Annotated in this window: 20 protein-coding genes and 1 pseudogene; 8 read left to right on the top strand and 13 right to left on the bottom strand. The window is 44.2% G+C overall.

The features are described 5' to 3' along the window. The first annotated feature begins 36 nt into the window (after positions 1–36). Positions 37–1,059 carry a serine hydrolase domain-containing protein gene (locus B7E06_RS00940; protein WP_082232088.1) on the top strand — a complete coding sequence of 341 codons (1,023 nt, stop codon included), beginning with the start codon at positions 37–39 and terminating at the stop codon, positions 1,057–1,059. A gap of 16 nt (positions 1,060–1,075) precedes the next feature. Then, on the top strand, positions 1,076–1,903 hold the full coding sequence (locus B7E06_RS00935; protein ID WP_082232087.1) for a GNAT family N-acetyltransferase: 828 nt from the start codon (positions 1,076–1,078) through the stop codon (positions 1,901–1,903). A gap of 224 nt (positions 1,904–2,127) precedes the next feature. On the opposite strand, the gene yeiL is transcribed toward B7E06_RS00935, so the two are convergent. After that, positions 2,128–2,799: a transcriptional regulator YeiL gene (gene yeiL, locus B7E06_RS00930; RefSeq protein ID WP_082232086.1), complete on the bottom strand. Its 672-nt coding sequence runs from the start codon at positions 2,797–2,799 to the stop codon at positions 2,128–2,130. A gap of 81 nt (positions 2,800–2,880) precedes the next feature. Between yeiL and B7E06_RS00925 the strand changes: the two genes are divergently transcribed. After that, positions 2,881–4,062 (top strand): MFS transporter, encoded by a 1,182-nt coding sequence (locus B7E06_RS00925; RefSeq protein WP_082232085.1) that lies wholly within the window; start codon positions 2,881–2,883, stop codon positions 4,060–4,062. A 46-nt stretch (positions 4,063–4,108) separates the two neighbouring features. On the opposite strand, the gene B7E06_RS00920 is transcribed toward B7E06_RS00925, so the two are convergent. Next, a complete protein-coding gene (locus tag B7E06_RS00920) occupies positions 4,109–4,645 on the bottom strand; it encodes a class I SAM-dependent methyltransferase (protein ID WP_143414538.1) in 537 nt (178 codons plus the stop codon). A gap of 259 nt (positions 4,646–4,904) precedes the next feature. Between B7E06_RS00920 and B7E06_RS00915 the strand changes: the two genes are divergently transcribed. Genes B7E06_RS00915 through B7E06_RS00905 form a run of 3 tightly spaced genes read left to right on the top strand, consistent with a single transcriptional unit; the run spans position 4,905 to position 7,408 of the window. After that, positions 4,905–5,498: a glycosyltransferase family 2 protein gene (locus tag B7E06_RS00915; RefSeq protein ID WP_082232084.1), complete on the top strand. Its 594-nt coding sequence runs from the start codon at positions 4,905–4,907 to the stop codon at positions 5,496–5,498. A gap of 27 nt (positions 5,499–5,525) precedes the next feature. Then, positions 5,526–6,554 carry a polysaccharide biosynthesis protein gene (locus B7E06_RS00910; RefSeq protein ID WP_082232083.1) on the top strand — a complete coding sequence of 343 codons (1,029 nt, stop codon included), beginning with the start codon at positions 5,526–5,528 and terminating at the stop codon, positions 6,552–6,554. Beyond that, positions 6,551–7,408, top strand: a complete 858-nt coding sequence (locus B7E06_RS00905; protein WP_082232082.1) for an SDR family oxidoreductase — start codon at positions 6,551–6,553, stop codon at positions 7,406–7,408. The genes B7E06_RS00910 and B7E06_RS00905 overlap by 4 nt, the downstream gene beginning before the upstream one ends. A gap of 87 nt (positions 7,409–7,495) precedes the next feature. Here B7E06_RS00905 and B7E06_RS00900 read toward each other — a convergent pair whose 3' ends face one another. The 5 genes and pseudogenes from B7E06_RS00900 to B7E06_RS00885 form a co-directional block, all read right to left on the bottom strand. After that, positions 7,496–8,551 carry a YVTN family beta-propeller repeat protein gene (locus tag B7E06_RS00900; RefSeq protein WP_082232081.1) on the bottom strand — a complete coding sequence of 352 codons (1,056 nt, stop codon included), beginning with the start codon at positions 8,549–8,551 and terminating at the stop codon, positions 7,496–7,498. A gap of 128 nt (positions 8,552–8,679) precedes the next feature. Further along, positions 8,680–9,117, bottom strand: coding sequence for a YncE family protein (locus tag B7E06_RS22370; RefSeq protein ID WP_425432218.1), 438 nt, complete (start codon positions 9,115–9,117; stop codon positions 8,680–8,682). A gap of 141 nt (positions 9,118–9,258) precedes the next feature. Next, a pseudogene (locus B7E06_RS22365) lies at positions 9,259–9,636 on the bottom strand (YncE family protein); the annotation flags it as partial. A gap of 232 nt (positions 9,637–9,868) precedes the next feature. Continuing rightward, positions 9,869–10,918, bottom strand: a complete 1,050-nt coding sequence (locus B7E06_RS00890; protein WP_179133910.1) for a YncE family protein — start codon at positions 10,916–10,918, stop codon at positions 9,869–9,871. Between the two features lie 165 nt (positions 10,919–11,083). After that, positions 11,084–12,127, bottom strand: a complete 1,044-nt coding sequence (locus B7E06_RS00885; protein WP_082232078.1) for a beta-propeller fold lactonase family protein — start codon at positions 12,125–12,127, stop codon at positions 11,084–11,086. Positions 12,128–12,563: 436 nt separating this feature from the next. On the opposite strand from B7E06_RS00885, the gene B7E06_RS00880 reads away from it, so the two are divergent. Then, complete coding sequence (locus B7E06_RS00880) at positions 12,564–12,947, top strand: YciI family protein (RefSeq protein ID WP_082232077.1); 384 nt, start codon at positions 12,564–12,566, stop codon at positions 12,945–12,947. A 148-nt stretch (positions 12,948–13,095) separates the two neighbouring features. On the opposite strand, the gene B7E06_RS00875 is transcribed toward B7E06_RS00880, so the two are convergent. Further along, complete coding sequence (locus B7E06_RS00875) at positions 13,096–13,710, bottom strand: TetR/AcrR family transcriptional regulator (RefSeq protein WP_082235854.1); 615 nt, start codon at positions 13,708–13,710, stop codon at positions 13,096–13,098. Further along, positions 13,664–14,926, bottom strand: a complete 1,263-nt coding sequence (locus B7E06_RS00870) for an MFS transporter (RefSeq protein WP_082232076.1) — start codon at positions 14,924–14,926, stop codon at positions 13,664–13,666. The genes B7E06_RS00875 and B7E06_RS00870 overlap by 47 nt, the downstream gene beginning before the upstream one ends. 193 nt (positions 14,927–15,119) lie before the next feature. Between B7E06_RS00870 and B7E06_RS00865 the strand changes: the two genes are divergently transcribed. Next, positions 15,120–16,304, top strand: a complete 1,185-nt coding sequence (locus B7E06_RS00865; protein WP_082232075.1) for a hypothetical protein — start codon at positions 15,120–15,122, stop codon at positions 16,302–16,304. Between the two features lie 278 nt (positions 16,305–16,582). Here B7E06_RS00865 and B7E06_RS00855 read toward each other — a convergent pair whose 3' ends face one another. The 4 genes from B7E06_RS00855 to B7E06_RS00840 all read right to left on the bottom strand — a co-directional run bounded on the left by B7E06_RS00855 (position 16,583) and on the right by B7E06_RS00840 (position 20,032). After that, the gene (locus tag B7E06_RS00855) at positions 16,583–17,302 is read right to left on the bottom strand and encodes a hypothetical protein (protein ID WP_082232073.1); all 720 of its coding nucleotides are present in this window, start codon (positions 17,300–17,302) and stop codon (positions 16,583–16,585) included. A 344-nt stretch (positions 17,303–17,646) separates the two neighbouring features. After that, positions 17,647–18,951, bottom strand: coding sequence for a replicative DNA helicase (dnaB, locus tag B7E06_RS00850; protein ID WP_082232072.1), 1,305 nt, complete (start codon positions 18,949–18,951; stop codon positions 17,647–17,649). Continuing rightward, entirely contained in the window at positions 18,948–19,274 is a 327-nt protein-coding gene (locus B7E06_RS00845; RefSeq protein ID WP_082232071.1) for a hypothetical protein, read from the bottom strand. The genes dnaB and B7E06_RS00845 overlap by 4 nt, the downstream gene beginning before the upstream one ends. Continuing rightward, positions 19,271–20,032 carry a DnaD domain-containing protein gene (locus tag B7E06_RS00840; protein WP_082232070.1) on the bottom strand — a complete coding sequence of 254 codons (762 nt, stop codon included), beginning with the start codon at positions 20,030–20,032 and terminating at the stop codon, positions 19,271–19,273. Before B7E06_RS00840 ends, B7E06_RS00845 begins: the two co-directional genes overlap by 4 nt. Positions 20,033–20,092: the final 60 nt, after the last annotated feature.

Below are 20,092 nucleotides of genomic sequence, written 5' to 3'. Positions count from 1 at the left end.
AATAGAAGTATATCTCTTTTAACGGGAGGCCGTGCAGTGGCTGAAATCAATCAAAGCTATGTGGATCAGCTGGTTTCGAGGGCAGCTGCCAAGAAAAATATATTCGGAGCTGTTCTATGTATAGAAAAAGGCGATGATTCCTTATCGTTGATAAGCGGAGCGGGGAATTTAAATGCGAATACTCCCTATTTTATCGCAAGTGTCACTAAATTGTATGTAACTGCTGTCCTGATGAAATTGAAATCTGAAAACCGCTTGCATTTAAATGATAAAATTTCCAAGTACATTTCACAAGATATTTTAGATGGGTTACACGTTAGAAAAGGAGTCGATTACTCAAAGGAGATTACAGTGAAGCAGTTAATGGCCAATACTTCCGGGATCCCCGATTACTTTACAGGAGCGGCTGTTGCTGAGTTAATAAAGGGGAAGGACCAGTGCTGGGACTTTGACCGAGTGATGAATGCTGCTAAAAAGAGAAGAGCTAAATTCCCTCCCGGCCAAAAAGCCCAATACTCTGATACAAATTACCGTCTCCTCGGCAGGATGATTGAAACGATCACAAATGAAAATATTTCCACGGTTTTTAAAGAATATATTTTTGAGCCGCTGCACTTAAAGGAAACGTACGTATATGATGATCCCACTGATCTGCGGCCAGCACCATTATATGTAAAGAACAATGAGCTCCATTTGCCGAAATATATGGCATCAGTAGGATCAGAAGGCGGCATTGTATCGACAGCAAAAGAGACGATGACGTTTCTTAAAGCCTTTATGAATGGCCGCTTCTTTCCACAGGAGGATTTTTCACAACTAATGGACTGGAAACTTCTCTTTAGGCCGGGAGTGTTTTATTACGGCGTCGGCTTAACGAGCCAGCCGATGTCCAGTAAGGATTTAAAGGGAGGCGGTTTAATCGGTCACTGGGGCCAAAGCGGGGCGTTTGCCTTTTACCATGAACCATCAGACCTTTATTTTTCAGGAACAATCAACCAGTTTTACGGCCAGCGCACAGCCGCTTTGATGATGAATAAAATTCTTAAACAAATAAAATAATCGACGAGGTGTTCAAATGCTACAACCTTTACTATCCGCAGATACAGCACTAGCTACAAGAACGTGGAATCTCGGCTTTTCCGACTATTTTGTCCCTATGTACATGACGGAAAAAATGATCAAAGACCGAATCGAATCCCTCCACCTGTCATGGGAGCTGTCTTGTGTTTATAAGACCGAAAAAGAAGGATATGCAGGCATAATGCTGGCCGGGATCCAGCCATTTAAAGAACGCAAACAGTTATGGATAGGCGGTATGGCCGTCATCCCTGAATTTAGAAGGCAGAGCATCGCCCGAACGTTAATGGATCACGCCCAAAAGTCCGCCATTGATCACAACTGTGATGATATCCTTCTTGAAGTGATTAAAGGCAATGCCCGTGCCTATGCGCTTTACGAAGGCCTTGGTTTTTCGATGATGAACGAGTTAATCGTCGGCGAGTTGAACCAGGCTCCCGCCGAAGGTGAATTAATCACCTTTGAGAAAGCAGACCCTTTAGAATTAAAAAATCAGGAACATGAGTTAACGCCATGGCAGAATCGCCTGGATGAAAACAGCACCGTTTATCATATGTACGCAGAGGGAGAAAACATCGGCTATATTTTCTTCACAGAGTCTCAAAAAGAAAACGGACAGAAGATGGTTTCCATTAGACAGCTTGTGCTCCATAAAGAAAGCAAGGAGCACATCGAGAATATTTTACATAGCTTAAGTTCCAGGGGGACTGGTGTGAGGATCCAGCTCAGCAACTTAATCACAAGCCAGCCGGAATGCGAGCTCTTAAGGGAATATGGGATGCAGAGTGAGTTGTTTCAGTTTCAGATGAAGAAGCTGTTGAAGTGATTTTAAAATAACAAAAAAAGTAACCCCCTATACCATCCGCCCGATGTTGTTTAGGTAGGTTACTTTTCCTTCGCTTGACGACTCAAGGCCGCTGCACTTTATGCAGTTTTGCTGTCCATCAAAGGTTACTGGTTACCGCCAGCAGCCTTTTTTATTATGTGCTTTCTATCTATATTATACCCATATTGCCCCAAAAATGAAACAAAGAAAATGAAGAGTGACGACTACCCATTCTTCAACACCCCGGCCAGTTCAAGCAGCCGCCCCCGTTCCCTAATCCGATACTCGTGCCCTTCCTTCTGCAAATATCCCTTTTCACAAAACTGGGACAACACGTGCAGCAGGTGGCGATAAGAAACGCCGAGGAAATCACAGACGGTGACGTGCTTTTCCTTATATACTTGGCCATCCGCTGTCTGCAGAATAAAGTCAGCGAGCCGGTTTTCGAGTGGAAAGGAGAGGCTCTGTGAATACTTCTCAGCCATTCTGCTTGCTTTAATGCTTAAAAACTTCGTCAGCTCGCGCAAAAATTTTGTATCCTCCAACAGCGTGTCTCGAAAGCGTTGGAGCGGAATCGCATAGCATACCGTTTTCGTAGAAGCCTGGATCCCTTTTGTATAGTAAATTTCGTTCACGAGCTCCATTTCCCCGATGTATTCGTCGGCATTGATAAAATTAATCAGGGAGCTCTTTCCGTTTTGATAGGTGACATAAATCTTCGCTCTGCCTTCGATCACATAAAATAAATAGTCGGGGCGCATGCCTTCCTTTATGATCCATTCATCGCGCTCATACTCAAGGATTTCCAGAGATTCTTCTATATCAAATGAAAACAAATGGTCAATCGGCCGCTCTTTTACATAGTGTTTCCGCTTTTGATTGTTTATTTTTTTCATATTTATCCATCCAAACTGTGAGATTTCTCATATTATTGTATGTCTCTTCCTGATATGATGCAATCATTGGAGGAATACAGAATGAATTCACACCGCTGGATGAGCAGACAATTTTTTAGTTTTTATTTAACATGGGGGATTTTTCTCCCTTATTTTACAGGATGGATGATCCATGCAAAGGGAATGTCGGTGGCACAGGCAAGCTTAATTATGAGCTTAGGACTTGTGATTCGCGGTTTGTCCACCTTATTTGCCTTCCCTCAGCTTTCTGAGAAATTCAGCAGCAAGCTCTTAATTAATGTAATGGCGATCGGCACGTTTATTGCCCTGCTGTTATCGATTCCAGTGGATTCGTTTATAAGCCTGATGGTCGTTGTTTTATTTTTACACTTCTTCTATCCGACGTTAATGCCGGCATTAGATACGGCAGCCGGTGTGCTCGTACAGCATAGGCAGCTGCGTGATTATGGAAAGAGCCGTTCCTGGGGATCGATCGGGTTTGTCGCCGGCGGAATGATTCTTACCCTGTTTACCGGGCAGTTTGGGGATGAAGCCATTCTCTGGGCTTTGTTAGTCAGCTTATTTATCTTTATCGTCCTTGGTCTTCTGCGCGCACCGAATGTGCTGTCAGAAAAGCCACAGGTTGAGGAGAGCGAAAAAGGCGGCATGCTGAAGGTCTTTCAAGTGAAGCACTTTGGCATCGTCCTGATCATCGTTATTTTGCTTCAGGCCGCTCATGCTTCCTATTATAACTACGGCTATATTTACTTGCAGGAAATCAATGCACCGACCTACTTAATCGGTGTTATCATTAACATCGCTGTGGCTGCAGAAATCATCTTTTTCATGATGGCGGACAAAGCGTTTCGCAACTTTACACCAGGCGCACTCCTGATTTTAGCAGCCCTTGGTTCAACGATACGCTGGATTCTTGTTTTTGCATTTCCAAATGTGGCCGTCTTCTCGATCTCGCAAGTGCTGCACGCCTGCTCGTTTGCGATGGGACACTACGCGTTTATGCAATACTTAATAAAAAATATTGCACCAGAAGCAATCCCGAAAGCACAGGGCATTTACTCCGCACTGGCCTTAAGCTGGAGTACCGCCGTCTTTACGATCTTCGGTGGATATTTATATGAAATACAGCCAGGCTATGCCTTTCTTGGCATGATCGTCTCAACGATTCCATCTTTATTGATTGCGATTATTTACAAAAAGCTGGAACGAAAAGACGAGCTGGAAGCGAAGCATGCGGCAGGATAAAAAAAGGAGCCTGAACCGGTTTACCCATCCGTTCAGGCTCCTTTTTCTATTCCTTTTTTTCATGCCACGATAATTGTTCTTTACGCTTTCGGCACAGCGTTAATCCCGGACTTACGGGAATGGTCATCATTTCATAAGCATCGGTTTGTTTGGATAATTCTTCAATCGCCTGGTAGGCTGTTCCGCAATACAACGGATCCATCATCCTGGAAGATCCCGGATGCCCATCGTGCAATAAGATTAAGCCGTGCGGGGCAACGAACGGGAAATAATTTTTAAAATCCTCGAGTACCGCCTCTTTTGAATGATCCGCATCGATGAAAAGCAGATCAATCTCCAGTGGATCAGCTTCCAGCTTTTTCGCGAACTCCGTTGTCGGTCCGTGAAAAAATTGAGCCTTTGGAGATTCACTCATATAGCTGCCGGCCATTTTGTCGATGTCCACTCCTATAAGTTTCTCTGCGTGATCAATGACCCGGTTAAACAGAAGACAGCGCTGGATGCCCAGTTCCACATAGACCTTCGGGCGAATAACCTTCACCAGATGAATGATAAAATCTTCATGCCAGTTTACGTTTGCCACATTCTTCAATCCTTTCTTCCTCTACACACCCATTCTCAGAATGGCATAACACACACGCTATACAATATTATCCCCCTCTAAAAGTGTGACATGACGAAAGGACTCCTATGCAAAAGACAAAAGTAGAGAACAACCTGATCAACCCTTCCAAAAGACATCCCAGCGGCTTAACCCGCCGTAACGTTATAAGAAAAGACGACATATATTACTTAACATCTATGTTCTAAAAAAATTCGAAGAAAAAGGAGTGAATATTCTATTGAAAATAAGTTTTTTAAGTCCTGCTTTTAACAGTGCAGAGTGGATTCAAACGATGTTAGACAGCATTCCTAAAGATTATGCTTTTGAAATTATTATATGTGACGATAAGTCTACCGATTGTACGTTAGAGATACTAGAGGAATACAAAAAAACGTGCCCTCAGTTAAAGGTACTAACCAATGAAAAAAATATGGGTGCCAGTTACTCCTACAATCGCTGTATTGAGGAAGCTTCCGGAGATTACATTGCGATCATTGATAGTGATGACAAGTATCTGCCGGAAATTCGAGAGGTATTGGCGCAGGTCAATGGAGATTATGATATCTATTATTATAATATGATTGATAAAACCGGGAGGCAGCTTCTAAAGAAGGAAACAGATGGATACACTTCCCCGGGAGCTTTTAAAATTATAAGAAGAAGCTTTATAGGAGATGCTAGATTTCCCCTGGGTGTGAGAAACGGAGACTACTTTTTTAATAGAGCATTAGTAGATAAAAAACCCAAGTGCAAATATACGAACATATTTGCCTACTGGTACAATTATCCCCGTTTTAATTCAGAAAGCAATTTACGGCTAAGGGGATTGTGACTGGAGGAAAGGGAGAAGAAAAAGCGAATGTTTAAAGATAAAACCATCCTCATTACAGGGGGAACGGGTTCTTTTGGAAATATGGTCTGCAAACGATTTTTGAATACCGATATAAAAGAAATTAGAATTTTTTCCAGAGATGAGAAGAAACAAAATGATATGCGCATGCTCTATCAGAATGACAAAATTAAGTTCTTTATCGGCGATGTCCGAAACATCGACAGCTTAAACAATGCGATGCATGGAGTCGATTATATTTTTCATGCGGCCGCCCTGAAGCAGGTTCCCTCTTGCGAATTTTTCCCGATTGAAGCGGTCAGGACCAATGTGCTCGGCACCGATAATGTATTAAGTGCAGCGATGAATGCAGGTGTTAAGAAAATCATCTGCCTTTCCACCGATAAAGCCGCATACCCGATCAACGCTATGGGCATCTCCAAAGCCTTAATGGAAAAAACGTTCATCGCCAAGGCGAGATTTTCCTCACCGGAACGGACATTAATCTGCGGCACCCGTTACGGAAATGTGATGGCCTCCCGCGGCTCTGTCATTCCCCTGTTCATTGAGCAAATCAAAGCGGGTAAACCATTGACCATTACAGATCCTAAGATGACACGCTTCTTAATGAGTCTTGAAGATGCGGTCGATCTCGTCCTGTACGCTTTCGAACATGCGGAAAACGGCGATATTATGGTACAGAAATCGCCCGCTTCATATATCGGAGACTTAGCGCAGGCCGTTAAAGAACTATTTCATGCGGATAACAAAATTGAAGTTATCGGATCACGCCACGGGGAAAAAATTTTCGAGGTGCTGCTGACGAAAGAAGAAGCAGCCAAAGCCATTGACTTAGGGAATTTCTTTCGAGTACCTGCCGACAACCGTGATTTGAATTACGGAAAATACCTGGAGGAAGGCTCACCGAAAATTACGTTAACGAATGAATACAATTCCAATAACACTCAAATTCTTTCCGTAAAAGAAATTAAAGAAAAATTGCTGGAGCTTCCGTATATTCAGGAAGAATTGCGCAAGTGGAAAGGGCGAGGAACGTGAGATTTTTAGTGCTTGGCGCTTCCGGCATGGCCGGTCACACGATTTCATTGTACTTACTGAATAAAGGGCATGATGTCACAACCTTTTCCCGCCTACCTTTGCCTTATGGAGAGAATATTATTGGTGACGTGATGGATCAGCCGCTGCTGGAAGCACTCTTACAAAATGACTATGATGTCATTATTAACGCGGTCGGCGTTTTAAACGAAGCCTGTGATCAGGATCGGGCCCGTGCGGTCTATGTAAACAGCTACCTTCCCCACATGCTCGTAGACCTTTTGGAAAACTCCGAAACGAAGCTGATCCATATGAGTACAGACTGCGTCTTCTCGGGAAAATCAGCACCTTACGGAGAGAAAAGCTTTCCTGACGGGGAAACTTTTTATGATCGAACGAAGGCGCTTGGAGAAATTCAGCATCCCCGCCACTTAACCTTTAGAAATTCGATCATCGGACCCGATCCAAGCAGTAACGGCATTGGTTTATTCAACTGGTTTATGAAACAAACCGGACCGATCCGCGGTTACACCGGTGCCATATGGACCGGTGTGACGACATTAACACTGGCAAAAGCGATCGAAAAAGCAGCCGAAGAAAACCTGACAGGCCTTTATCACCTCGTAAATAATGATAGCATCAGCAAATATGACCTGCTTCACCTCTTCAACAAAACGTTTAAAGACAGCACTGTGGAAATTACGCCTTGCAATAGCGTCCAAATCGATAAAACATTGATCAACCAGCGTAAGGACTTTTCCTTTGAGGTTCCAGGCTATGAACAAATGATAGTTGAGATGAAGCAATGGGTGGAGTCACATCAAAGCCTGTATCCCCATTATTTTAAAAAAGACTGACACAGGCGGATGAGCCGGAGCTTGTCCGCTTTTTTACATAGAAAGAAACCCGGCTGTTTCTAACAATAGCCGGGCTTTTGCTTTCATCTAACAGTGATGAGTGAAACCGCACACTCTCCCGATCGCTATTAAATTGGGAAACACACCAACTTTGATCGTGCTGATCACCTTATTCGTCGATGTATCAATGACAGACTCCGTGTTATCCAGGTTATTCGGAACATAGGCTTTGAGCCCGTCAGCGGTAAAAGCCACATCACTCGGCGAATCTCCTACGTTTTTTGCGATTACATCAACGACAGTATTAAAATCGGGTGACGTGGGATCAGCGTCTATGACGTAAATTTCATCAGAACCTTCATTGGTAATATAAGCCCGAACTCCAAATGGGGTATTGCCCACTCCAGCGCCGGAAGGACTAACACCTACCGGGATCGTCGTCACTGAGTTGGTTCCGGTATCAATTGCAGACACGGTATTATCATTTACATTCGTCACATAAACCGTGGTACCGTCCGGGGTCATCACTAACTCCACCGGCCCAGTGCCTACTGAAATGGTGAGGATAATGGTATTGTAGGCGGGCGAGTCAGGGTTGGCGTCAATCACCGTAACCGTATTTTCCTGCAGGTTTGCTACATAATTTCTCGTGCCAAATGGGGTATTGCCTATCGCTTGTCCTAAAGGTGTGTTTCCAACTGAAATGGTATTCGTGACCGTGTTGGTTTCGGTATCAATCACGGAAGCCGTACCATCCGTATAGTTTGTCACATAAACTCTTGTACCATCCGGGGTCACCGCTGCATAAATGGGAGCATTTCCTACAGGGATCGTATCGATCACCATTCCGGCGGCAGTATCAATAACAGAGACCGTTCCCTCCTCCGTATTCGTTACATAGACTCTTCTTCCATTTGGTGTAATCGCCACACCAAGCGGCCCTGCCCCTACTCTAATGGTATCTATTACTCGATCTGTTTTTGTATCGATGACAGACACGGTATGCCCAGGAGCATCATCACTCCCCGAGTTGGTCACATAAGCCAGCTCCCGGCATACAGGAATACGCCGGTGTGTATGGCATTCGTTCTGGCATTGTTTTTCACATGCATTTTCGTGTTCATCGTTATGATGAATTCTCATCTCTATTCACCTCCTACTATTCATCTCCCTCATAGTCTATGAAAAAGAGACCGAACCGGTATAGACTCATGAAGACTGTAAAAAAGCTCCCGTCATCGTTTGAGGACAACCGGAGTTCCACCGAAGGCTTAACAGTGAGGAGGGACACTGCACACTCTTCCTATCACAATAATATTTGGATACACACCGACCTTAATCGTGGTGATTACTTCATTTGTCGATGTATCGATGACCGATACGGTGTTATCCAGATTATTCGGCACATAGGCTTTCAGGCCGTCAGCGGTAAAAGCTGCGTCACTTGGCGAGTCTCCGACATTCTTAGTGATTACATCAACGACAGTATTAAAGGCTGGTGAAGTCGGGTCTGCATCGATGATGTAAATGTCATCGGAGTTCTCATTCGTAACATACGCTCTCACCCCAAAAGGTGTATGGCCGATGCCAATTCCGCTAGGTGTGGTTCCTACTGGAATGGTTACGACCGCATTTGTCCCAGTATCAATCGCAGATACGCTGTTGGCATTTTCATTCGTCACATACACGGTAGTACCGTCAGGCGTCATCGCCACATCGACGGGACCATCCCCTACAGGAACAGTAAAAATGACGGTATTATAAGCTGGCGAGTCAGGGTTGGCATTAATGACGGAAACGGTATCGTCATTCAGGTTTGCTACATAATCTCTCGTACCAAACGGCGTATTGCCAACCGCTTCTCCCAGCGGATTGTTTCCTACAGGAATGGTATCTGTAACGATATTACTAGGAACATCAATCACCGAGACCGTATTCTCCCTCGTATTCGTCACGTAGGCTCTCGTTCCGTCAGGAGTAATCACAACCGCTGAAGGACCCAGCCCAACAGCTACTGTATCAATCACTTTGCCTGATGCTGTATTAATGACGGAGACATTGTTATCGAAGCGATTGACAACATACACTCTGCGGCCATTTGGCGTAATCGCCACTCCCGTCGGGCGGGATCCTACCTTAATTGTATCAATCACCCGGTCTGTTTCTGTATCAATGACAGACACGGTATTCCCAGGAGAACTTTCACTCCCCGAATTGGTCACATAAGCGAGCTCACGGCATACAGGAATACGTGTGTGTTTACGACAATGATGGCAGCTGCACGAAGGCTCTTGAGCGTGGTTATCATGATTTCTCATCTCTATTCACCTCCTAGCATTTGTCGATCTTATAGTCTATGAAAAGGAGGTCTACCTGGTTTAGACACTTGCAGAGGAAATAAAGAAGTTGGACGCTGCTCTTAACTTTTTACTATTTTAATAACCGGAGTTCGGCCTGCGATTAACAGTGATGCGGGAAGCCGCACACTCTCCCAATCGTAATAATATTAGGAAAATCACCTGCTTTAATCGTACGGATCACTTCATCCTTCGATGTGTCGATGACCAGCACGGTGTTTCCGTTGTAAGTCGGTACATAGGCTTTTAAGCCGTCCGCTGTAAAAGCGGCATCACTCGGCTGGCCTGTTACATCCTTTTTAATAATATCTACGACAGTATTAAAGGCTGGTGAAGTCGGGTCAGCGTCTATGATGTAAATGTCCTGTGAAGTCTCGTGTGTAATATAGGCTCTCACCCCAAAAGGCGTATTCCCGATACCAGCGCCGACAGGGCCGATGCCTACCGGTATGGTTGTCACTGCATTGGTTCCCGTATCAATCGCAGACACACTGTTAGCATTGTAATTCGTAACATAAACGGTCGTCCCGTCAGGTGTCATCACTACATCCTCCGGCCCGTCTTCTACTGGAATCGTAAAAATAACGGTATTATAAGGCGGCGAGTCAGGATTGACGTTAATAACAGAAACCGTATCATCTTCAAAGTTTGCTACATAATCTCTTGTACCAAAAGGGGTATTGCCTATCGCTTGTCCTAAAGGCACTCTTCCTACAGGAATGGTCTCTGTAACCGTGTTGGTTTCTATATCAATAACCGCCACCGTATCCTCCCCATTGGAAAGCGTTACATACGCTCTCGTGCCATCAGGCGTAATTACTAAGGAAATCGGATAATTGTCTAAGGGAATGGTATTAATCACTACATTTTCTGCTGTATTAATCACAGAGACGGTGCGGTCTAGTTGATTGGCCACATACACTCTCCGGCCATTTGGCGTGATTCCGATGCCTAATGGTAAAGTTCCTACCGTAATCGTATCGATCACCTGGTCTGTTTCTGTATCAATGACGGTTACTGTATTTCCCGGCGAGGATTGCGTACCTGTGTTCGTAATATAAGCGAGCTCCCGGCACACAGGGATTGGACGGTGTTTTCTGCAGTAATTACAGCTGCAAGAAGGCTTCCGATCATTGTTATGATCAATTCTCATTTCTCTTTCACCCCCTATCATTCGTCTATCTTATAGTCTATGAAAAGGAAGTCTACCTGGTTTAGACAAATGCAGAGGAATTGAGGAAGTTGGACGCTGGTTTTAACCTTTTTACTATAAAAAAAGCCCCCGTCATCATTTTGTGATAACTGGAGCTGACTACACTTAGCAATGATGTGGGAAGCCGCACACTCTCCCAATCGTAATGATATTAGGATAGGCACCTGCTTTGATCTTACGAATCACCTTATTTGTCGATGTGTCAATGACCGTCACGTTGTTCCCCATGTAATCTGGAACATAGGCTTTCAGGCCGTCAGCTGTAAAGTCGACATCACTAGGCTCGCTGCCTACATTCTTAATGATATCGACGACTGAATTAAAAGAGGGAGACGTTGGATCAGCGTCTATGACGTAAATGTCCTGTGAAGTCTCGTGCGTAATATAGGCTCGCATCCCAAAAGGCGTATTTCCGATGCCAACACCGATAGGTCTAATTCCTACCGGTATGGATGTTACGGCGTTGGTTCCTGTATCAATCGCTGACACACTGTTGCCATTGTAATTCAATACATAAACGGTCGTACCGTCAGGCGTCATATCTGCTTTCAAAGGTCCATCTCCTACTGCAATGGTAAAAATAACGGTATTATAAGCCGGCGAGTCAGGGTTGGCATTAATAACCGAAACGGTATCATCTTCAAAATTCCCCACATAATCCCTCGTGCCAAAAGGGGTATTGCCTATCGCTTGTCCTAAAGGCCCTCTTCCTACAGGAATAGCATCCGTAACCGTATTGGTTTCTGTATCAATAACAGCTACCGTATTTGAACCAGAAAGCGTCACATAGGCTCTCGTACCATCAGGAGTAATTCTCATTGAAACTGGATTATTTCCTAATGGGATAGTATCAATAACTATATGGTTTACGGTATCAATGACAGACACAGTGCCGTCCAACTGATTAGCCACGTACACTTTCCGGCCATTTGGAGTGATTTCAATTCCTATAGGGTTATTCCCTACTGTAATTGTATCGATCAATTGATCTGTTTTTGTATCGATAACGGTCACTGTATTTCCCGGCAAGTCTTCCGTCCCAGTGTTCGTCACATAAGCCAGTTCCCGGCATACAGGGATACCCCTGTGTTTTCTGCAGTGATTGCAGCCGCACGAATGCTCTCGATCGTAGTTGTGATGATGTTTCATCTTACTTTCACCTCCTATCCTTTTATAGTATGAAAAAGCTTCTTCATTCGTTTGGACAATCGTTGATTCATAGAGGGCATAAAAAACCCCCTTCCGTCTCAGTAAACAGCCGATCAGTAACAATAACGGTAGAGAGTTTACAATCGTTTGGCTAAACAAATCACTATCTGCCCTAGGTTTATAATTAAAAATATTAGAGGAGTACAAATAAAAAATCTTAAAAATTCTGTTTCACATGTCGAAATTATAAAGCTTAGTTCGTTGTTTAAATAGAAGGAGAAATAGAGGGGAGAGAAGAATTATTACTGAAGAATGATTAATCATTAAGAACGGCTGGGCGCCTATGCAAAGCATATGAAGAGTTTCAAGTATTTACTTACACAGAACCTGGCAGAAAGAATAAAATCAAAATTCATATAATAAAGGAGATGATAGAATGCAATTTCTTTGTTTTGGCTATTTCAATGCTCAAAAAATGGATGATCGCCCTGAGGAGGAGATTGAGGCTATTTTAAGTGAATGTCCCCCTCACCTTGAAGAGTTTTATGACAGTGGCCAAGTAAAATTGGATTCCGGGCTAGATAAAGAGTCCAAATATTTACAACGGAAGCATGGCAAGATGGATGTTACAGATGGACCTTTTATAGAAACGAAGGAGTTAATCGGCAGTGCCTTTCTTATAGAAGCAGAGGACATGGAGGAGGCCATTCAAATAGCTGCCCTGCATCCAACTATACAAGTAAAAGCAGGAGAACAGTTTGACTGGGGAATTGAAATCCGCCCCATTCATTACTGGAAATCTTTTAACAAAGAAGTGTAATTATAACCAGGACCTTCTCTATTTTGTAAGAGAAGGTCTTTTCCATGCGTAGGATAATCTCTTGGAATTTTATCAGCTCTTCTGCCGCCTATTTCTATTAAGGTGAGATATAGTTACTTCATAGAGACCATAAAAAAATCCCCCTCATTTAAGAGGAGGACAACGCCAATTTCAAATATTCCACAAACAAAACCGACTGTTCCTTCAGCTTGACCGTCTCTTCCGGCAATATCGCGTGATCGAGGCCAAGACCATCCGTGAAGCTGATGATGGAGCGGGCGATCAGCTCAGGGTCATGACGATCACTGAATTCCCCGGATCTCTGTCCGGCTTTTAGAACTTCTATATAGACGCTTAGCGCCAGGCGATACCGCTTTTCTGCATAAGCCCTGCGGCGCTCATCCCGGCGTCCGGTAATGAAAAATTCCAGCTTACACGGTGCCAGCGGATCCATTCTGTTATCCGGCTGGCCATCTTCTCCAAACATGAGCTGAATCAACAATTTCCAGTATGAATCCACTTCCTCTAAAGGCCGCTGAGCGGCACCCGCTTCCCCGGTAAGATCCTCCTCAAGCAGCGCTTCAAACAAATCCTCTTTATTGGAAAAGTACTGATAGAGACCGCCTCGGCTCACGCCTGCCGCCTCCATCACATGTTTCATCGTCGTATGTTCATAGCCATGTTGTATAAACACTTGAACCGCAGCTTCCATAATGTCAGCTCGTCTTTGCTTCAGGTGTTCCTCGCTTACCCTTGGCGCCATGCGCTTCCCCTCCTTCTACTTTTCGTCTCGCTAAGCGGCCGATCAGGGCCACAAGCACAAGCAGTCCAGCGGTAATCGTAAAGGTAGGAATGACACCGATCACTGTAGCGAGCCATCCGCCAAGCAGCGGCCCGATAATCGTAGCACTCGTCAGAACGCTGTTAATCACTCCAAATACCCGGCCTGTCATATGTACAGGTGTGGTCACCTGAACCGTCGCCTGAAACGGAACGAGAATCAAACTGGCTGAAAAACCGGCAGTAAACCCAAGCCCCGGCGCCCATAGACTCGAATAGCCGAGATCGTAATGTGTCAGCAGCCCCATAACACCAAAGCTCGCCCCGATGCCAAAGACGCCAAACAGCATGAGCAGGTATGGCACATAGTCCGTCTTTTTCGCCAAAAGAAACCCGGCTAAAAACATGCCGATCCCAGAACCTGTAACGAGATAACCGAACAAATCAGGCGAGGCATTTGTCAGCTCACGCAGCAGCACGATCAGCTGCGAGTCCGCGGACTGGAGAATTAAAAGACTGAGCCCCATGAGAAGTAAGCCCGTCATTAGGAAGCGGCTCGATTTCAGGAAAGAAAGCCCGAGCACAAATTCCTTTTTAAATGAGCCCTCTCCCTCATCACTTTCTTCAGATTCCAAGGAGATAGCATTCGGAATAAACAGCAGAATCACTGCGGATATGAGAAATGTTGCTGAGTCGATGATGAATACCTGCTGGGCACCCACCATCGTTACAAGCAGTCCACTGATGAGCGGCCCGAGAATTTTTGTAGAGGAATCGATCATCGAGGTGATCGACATTGCCCCTTTCATATCCTCCTGTGGCACAATCTCCTTCAGCTTCCCGTTTTTCGCCGGAATGAACACCGCAGAAAAAATACCGATCGTCAGCAGGGTCGCATACACCATCCAAAGCGAAGAAGCGATTGTCAGCACGAGAATTAAAGCCGCCCGGACAACATCAGAAATGATCATCAGCGCTTTACGGCTGAAACGGTCAGCGACCATACCGGCCACAGGACCAAACAATGCCATAGGCACCGCCAGGCAGAGAAAGACGAACGATACTTCAAACGGTGACGCCTCCCACTTTAAGCCGACAAGCGTAATAATGGCCACAATACTCAGCCAGTCGCCGATGCTTGAAATCGCCTGCGCGGACATTAACGTCAGGTACCCTTTGTTACTTAATAAACGCTTCATATGCTGGCCCTCTCTTTAAAACGACACGAATGTCTTTTTGTTAGTTTTATTATAACGACATTGGTGTCGTTTTGCAACGATTATTTAATTTTCATAATCTTTCTTATTCGACATAAATATAGGCATCTTTAACCTTATAATTAAATTCATAAAGGACTTATTGCTTATATAAAAGGAAAAAGGAGGGGTTATATTGAAAGTTATTAAAGGAATTACCGTACTATTGGTTCTTCTATTCTTAGCAGCGTGTGGCGGACAAGCAGAATCAAGCAAACCTGTAGAAATAAAAGCTGCTGAGGAAAATAAGGATCAATCAGAAAAAGATTCAACAAAAGAAGATGTTGAGAAAGAAGAAGAAACTAAAAAAGAAGAGGAAGTAATAGAAGAAGAGACAAAAGATGATGAGTTATCTGAAGAAGAACTACTAGCTCTTTATACAAGTAAATTAAACGAGCTGAAGATAGAGCCTCAAGGGATCGCCACTGGAGAGTGGAATATTGGCTTGGAAGATAATACCCTTGTCGTAACCGCCCCTCAATCAGAGGAAAACCTCTGGGATATATTTGGCGTGTATGATAATGGAGAAATGGATTCACTGGTTGCCTGGGCAGAAGGAGTCTACGAAATTGTTGATGAGTTATCAGCTGAAACTAACCAGCCGTGGGACTTAAGTGTAGGAGAGAATTGCGTTGCTCCTTATCCTGAAACACTTCCTAGCGAGGATTTAATGAATTGGTCCGGTTCTTGTGGATACAGCATTCCTGTTTTAAGCGGAACAAATAAAGATAACTTCACCCTTTTGGTTGATTATAAGGTTTTTGGTGACAATGCAGAAACAGAGGAAGCAGCAGTCCAAGAGACTGAGGAGATTCCTAATGTGTCGATAGCAGGGCAATGGTACCACCCTACTTCGCCAAATGATTACTATGAATTTGCTGAAGACGGCTCTTTCGCCTACATAAGCGATGCTAGTGAATTTAACGGTGGTTCATACACTGTTACTGAATCTCAAGTAGACCTAACCCTCCCAGACGGTAGTGTAGTTCAAGGGTATGTTGATGGGGAGACTTTAGATGTTGGAGGTATGATTTTTTCTAAAGACCAACCTGCTCCCGAGCCTAGTGTAGAACAAGATGTAGCAGAAGTGACTGAATCGATAGCGGGTACCATTTGGACCAGCAGTGAACTTAACTCTTCCATCACTTTTAATGAAGACGGTACGATGTATACTCCAGACGTACAGGGCTACTATACAGTGAATGGGAATAAAATAGAGTTTGTTGTGAGCGATATCAATGCCACAGCAACCGTAAGTGGAGATGTACTTACTTTTTATAACCATACTTTAGGAGAAACGCATGAATATATAAAGCAATGATAAAATTTAAATCCAAACAAGGACTTCTGGAATTGTCCTTGTTTGGATTCCTTCTTAAAAAATATTAATAAATAGAAAGACAACGCTAATGATAAGAGTAACAATCAATGATTGGCCAACATCCTTAAGCGTTAGTATTTTTCTATCCTTTCGATTTTTGTCCAAAGCATTTTTAATTATGTAATAAACGATAATAACAAGAAAAACAAATAGTATATCCGACGGTTTGTTAATCATCCCTATTCCTCCATTTAACAGAGTAACCCAACTTTAATGATTTAATCAACGTACCATGTTGATGTAGTAATAGAGTTATCACTATTTACAACAAACCTAGCACGGTTATTCCATGTGTAATCATTTCCCGTTTTACTAATATAAACGATGACTTCTTTAGAACCAACACCAGGCACGGGAGCTGAGGCTATTCTTCCCCATAAGGGAGTTTTATACTGAATCATTGCACTTGAAGCTGTTTTAGCATAACCACCATAATTGTGAAGTGTTTCTTTACTTGTTGTGTTAAAAATCTTATTAATATATGGAGTTTTATTGATTCCCTTACTTAAAACGAAAGTACCATAGCCATTGGCTACAGTTTTAGCTATATTTCCTGTTACATAATTAAAGTAACCTTGTTCAGCACTTTGAACGTAATAATGGTACTCCCCTCTTTCTAATATGACTAACTCCCCATCAGCTATTGAATACTCAAGCGGGATCCCTTCTACATTCAATTTATTAGGATCTAGGTCTACTGGATCACTATAACTGCCTCCTGAACATACACATTCATCCATAAAAGGGGTAACCATCCCATCAGTGTTAGATGGCGTAGTAAATGTGTGGTCAGCGGCTTTGTTGACCTCTACACCTTTAGGATTCTCCTTGAATTTTGGATTCTCATGCTCATTAGGTAATAATTCATTGGCCAAAACAGATTGTGGCAGTAGGATAGCTAATGTTAAGGTAAAAGCTATTAAAAGTATTCTTTTCATCAAATTCCTCCTTGTAAACCTTTTAAGTAGGACCTTAGCAATATAGCTTTCCGAGATGATTGTTTTCACCCTAATATATGTAAGCTATAAGACCAGCGATCATATACAATAGAATTTAACATACATCGTTTTCTAAAAGGTGGAAAATTTAAAAAGTGCATCCATCATACTATTAAGTGGATGTAATTTAATTTTGCATAACAACTATAATATTCAAACGGGTTACAGGGGGCCTATTAGTGGTTTGATGATCCGGGGGACTAGTAAATGGCGAATCTGACTTTCTGCCAGTGTCGATCCAGAAGAATTTACCGTAAACAGCCTCGGGGAGAAAGAAGGATTTCCTAACCTAAAGAAAGAATGCCAGGAGAGGATTTGCGATGACTAACCACTCCCTCAAACCGTCCATACTCCTTCATAAACTCCAGCCTAACAGTCCCAATCGGACCATTCCGCTGCTTGCTTAACAGCAGCTCGACCTCGCCGCCTGCATCAGAATCCCAGTTGTAATAATCATCTCTGTGCAAAAAGGCGATAACGTCGGCATCCTGTTCGATATTGCCGGATTCTCTTAAATCGGAAAGTACAGGCCGCTTGTCCTTACGCTGCTCGACCGCCCGGGACAGCTGGGACAAGACCATGATAGGGACATTCAGCTCACGGGCCAACATTTTTAGGTCTCTCGTAATCATGCCGACTTCAATATTGCGGTTCTCCGCTCTGCCAGTCGCTGACATAAGCTGCAGGTAATCAATGATGATCAGTGGCCGGCTGTCGCTCTCCTCATTCTTTACTGTATCTCTGACGACGGCTCTAATATCACTCACCGTCCGCTCGCTTTCATGTACATGGATCGGCCACTGCGCCATGCCGCCAATCACGTCCATCGTGCGGGTGTAATCTCTCTCCGAAAAGGTCATAGTCCGCCACTTCTGCGCGTTAATCTTGCCTTCTGAAGAAATGAGACGCTGCAAAAGTGATTTCATTCCCATTTCCAGGCTGAAAAGATGAACACTGTTTCCTGCTTTGCAATGATTGGCGGCAATATTTAAGGCAAATGCCGTTTTCCCCATCGACGGCCGAGCGGCAAGTACGATTAAGTCGCCTCTCTGGGTGCCGCCTGTCATTTGATCGAGGTCGTGATAGCCTGTAGAGAAGCCGGTCATATTCCCTTCTGGAGGGTGCGCGATCTCACGTGCAATTTCCATTAACGCTTCATACGTCGAAGGATTTTTCTTTGATACCCCAAGTTCGCGGTACTCCTCCAGCTTGATCATTAAATCTTCAAGAGCTACCCCACTCGGGTTATTGACGTAGTCAACCGCCACTTCTCTCGTTTTGCGATTGCGAAACGCATCATAGACGAGGCGCTGGTGAGGTTTAAGAGTCACAACGGTTGGAATTGACTCAACGAGCTGGCTTAAGTAGCTGACGCCTCCCACAACGTTAATCTTCTCCTTCAGCTCCGTCGTCACGGTCACAAGATTGATCGGCTCCTGCCGCTTGTAAATGCTTTGCATCGCCACGTAGATCATTTGATGATTCGGTATGTAAAAATGCTCGGGAGAGAGCGTCACATCCTTCATCACCTCCCCCTCCAGTAAAATCGTGCCAAGCACCGCCTGTTCTGCTTCCTGATTGTGAATCATTGAGAAAGCCTCCTTACGAGCTCATCGAACTTTTTTTGAAAAAGAGCCTTCGTCTCCTGCGGCACCTTTGCCGCCTCTTCCTCCCACTGCTTCATCCTCGCTAAATACTCATTTTCCTTTGGAGGATAGACCGCAATGTCAGAAAGCGTTGGAGGAAAAGGATTATCGAGCGCATAATCCGTCAGCTTTGCGAGCACACCCTCATAAACCATCTTCTCCAGTTGAGGAATGAAAATCTCGGCCCGGCGCTTCGTGACCTCAAACCTGCCAGGATACAAATGACTCATCGCTTCCAATACATCAACCGCTTCTTCATACGTCATGCTTGCACCGCCTTTCTAAGTTCATCAAAAATGGAAGCTGTATCCGCTGAGTTTGCTTTAGAAGTGGAAGCCTTGCGGTACTGCCTCTCTTCCCGCCGCACATCATCAAGCGTCTTAACCTTCAGCGACTGCCAGCGATTTAAGACACCTTCACAATACTGAAACTGCCGTTTCTCCTGAGCCACTGCAATTCGCATCGACTCACTCACAAGCTCTTCGCCCATTTCCTCGATCCACACCGTGATCCGCTCCGCAATAAACGGGCTCAGCATGCCGATATTCTGTTCATAAAAGGCATGGCAGGAATCAGGCACGCTGCATACTACTTTTTCATTTTCATTTGCTTCTTTTCTTTTAAATAAAGAGACCGTGTCGGGGGCCGTCGGGTGGTTCGCATGAGGGGTCACGTGGGTGTTCGCAGATGGGGCTGCCTGGAGGTTTGTCGTGGCATTTTGAAGATCTTCACCCTGGTAGGTTTTGACTCGGGAGATCATTTGGTAGAAAGGAGCTTTATTGCGTCCGGCGGAGCGGTGTTTGATATAGCCCTTTTCTTTTAATTCCTTTCTGGCTCGTTTAAAGGAAGACTCCGTCAGTCCTGATTTTGTCAGTATCGCTGAGGCAGGGACCGTAAACTCCTTCTCCCAGCCCCGTTTGTTATTGATCAGCATGAGCGTATGCCACATGCTGATCGCAGCGTCGGATAAGGAATCCAATTCGATAAGATCGTAAAACGCGTTTAGTTCTTTTAAGTAATTCATGTCATCTCTCCTCTACTATTTTTGGGCATAATAATGCCCCTCACTTCTATAATCGAAAGA

This window comes from Halobacillus massiliensis, from assembly GCF_900166625.1.
Taxonomy (GTDB): Bacteria; Bacillota; Bacilli; order Bacillales; family Halobacillaceae; genus Halobacillus_A; species Halobacillus_A massiliensis.
The sequence above is the reverse complement of the archived record's forward strand: the minus strand, read 5'-3'. Positions and strand labels throughout refer to the sequence as shown.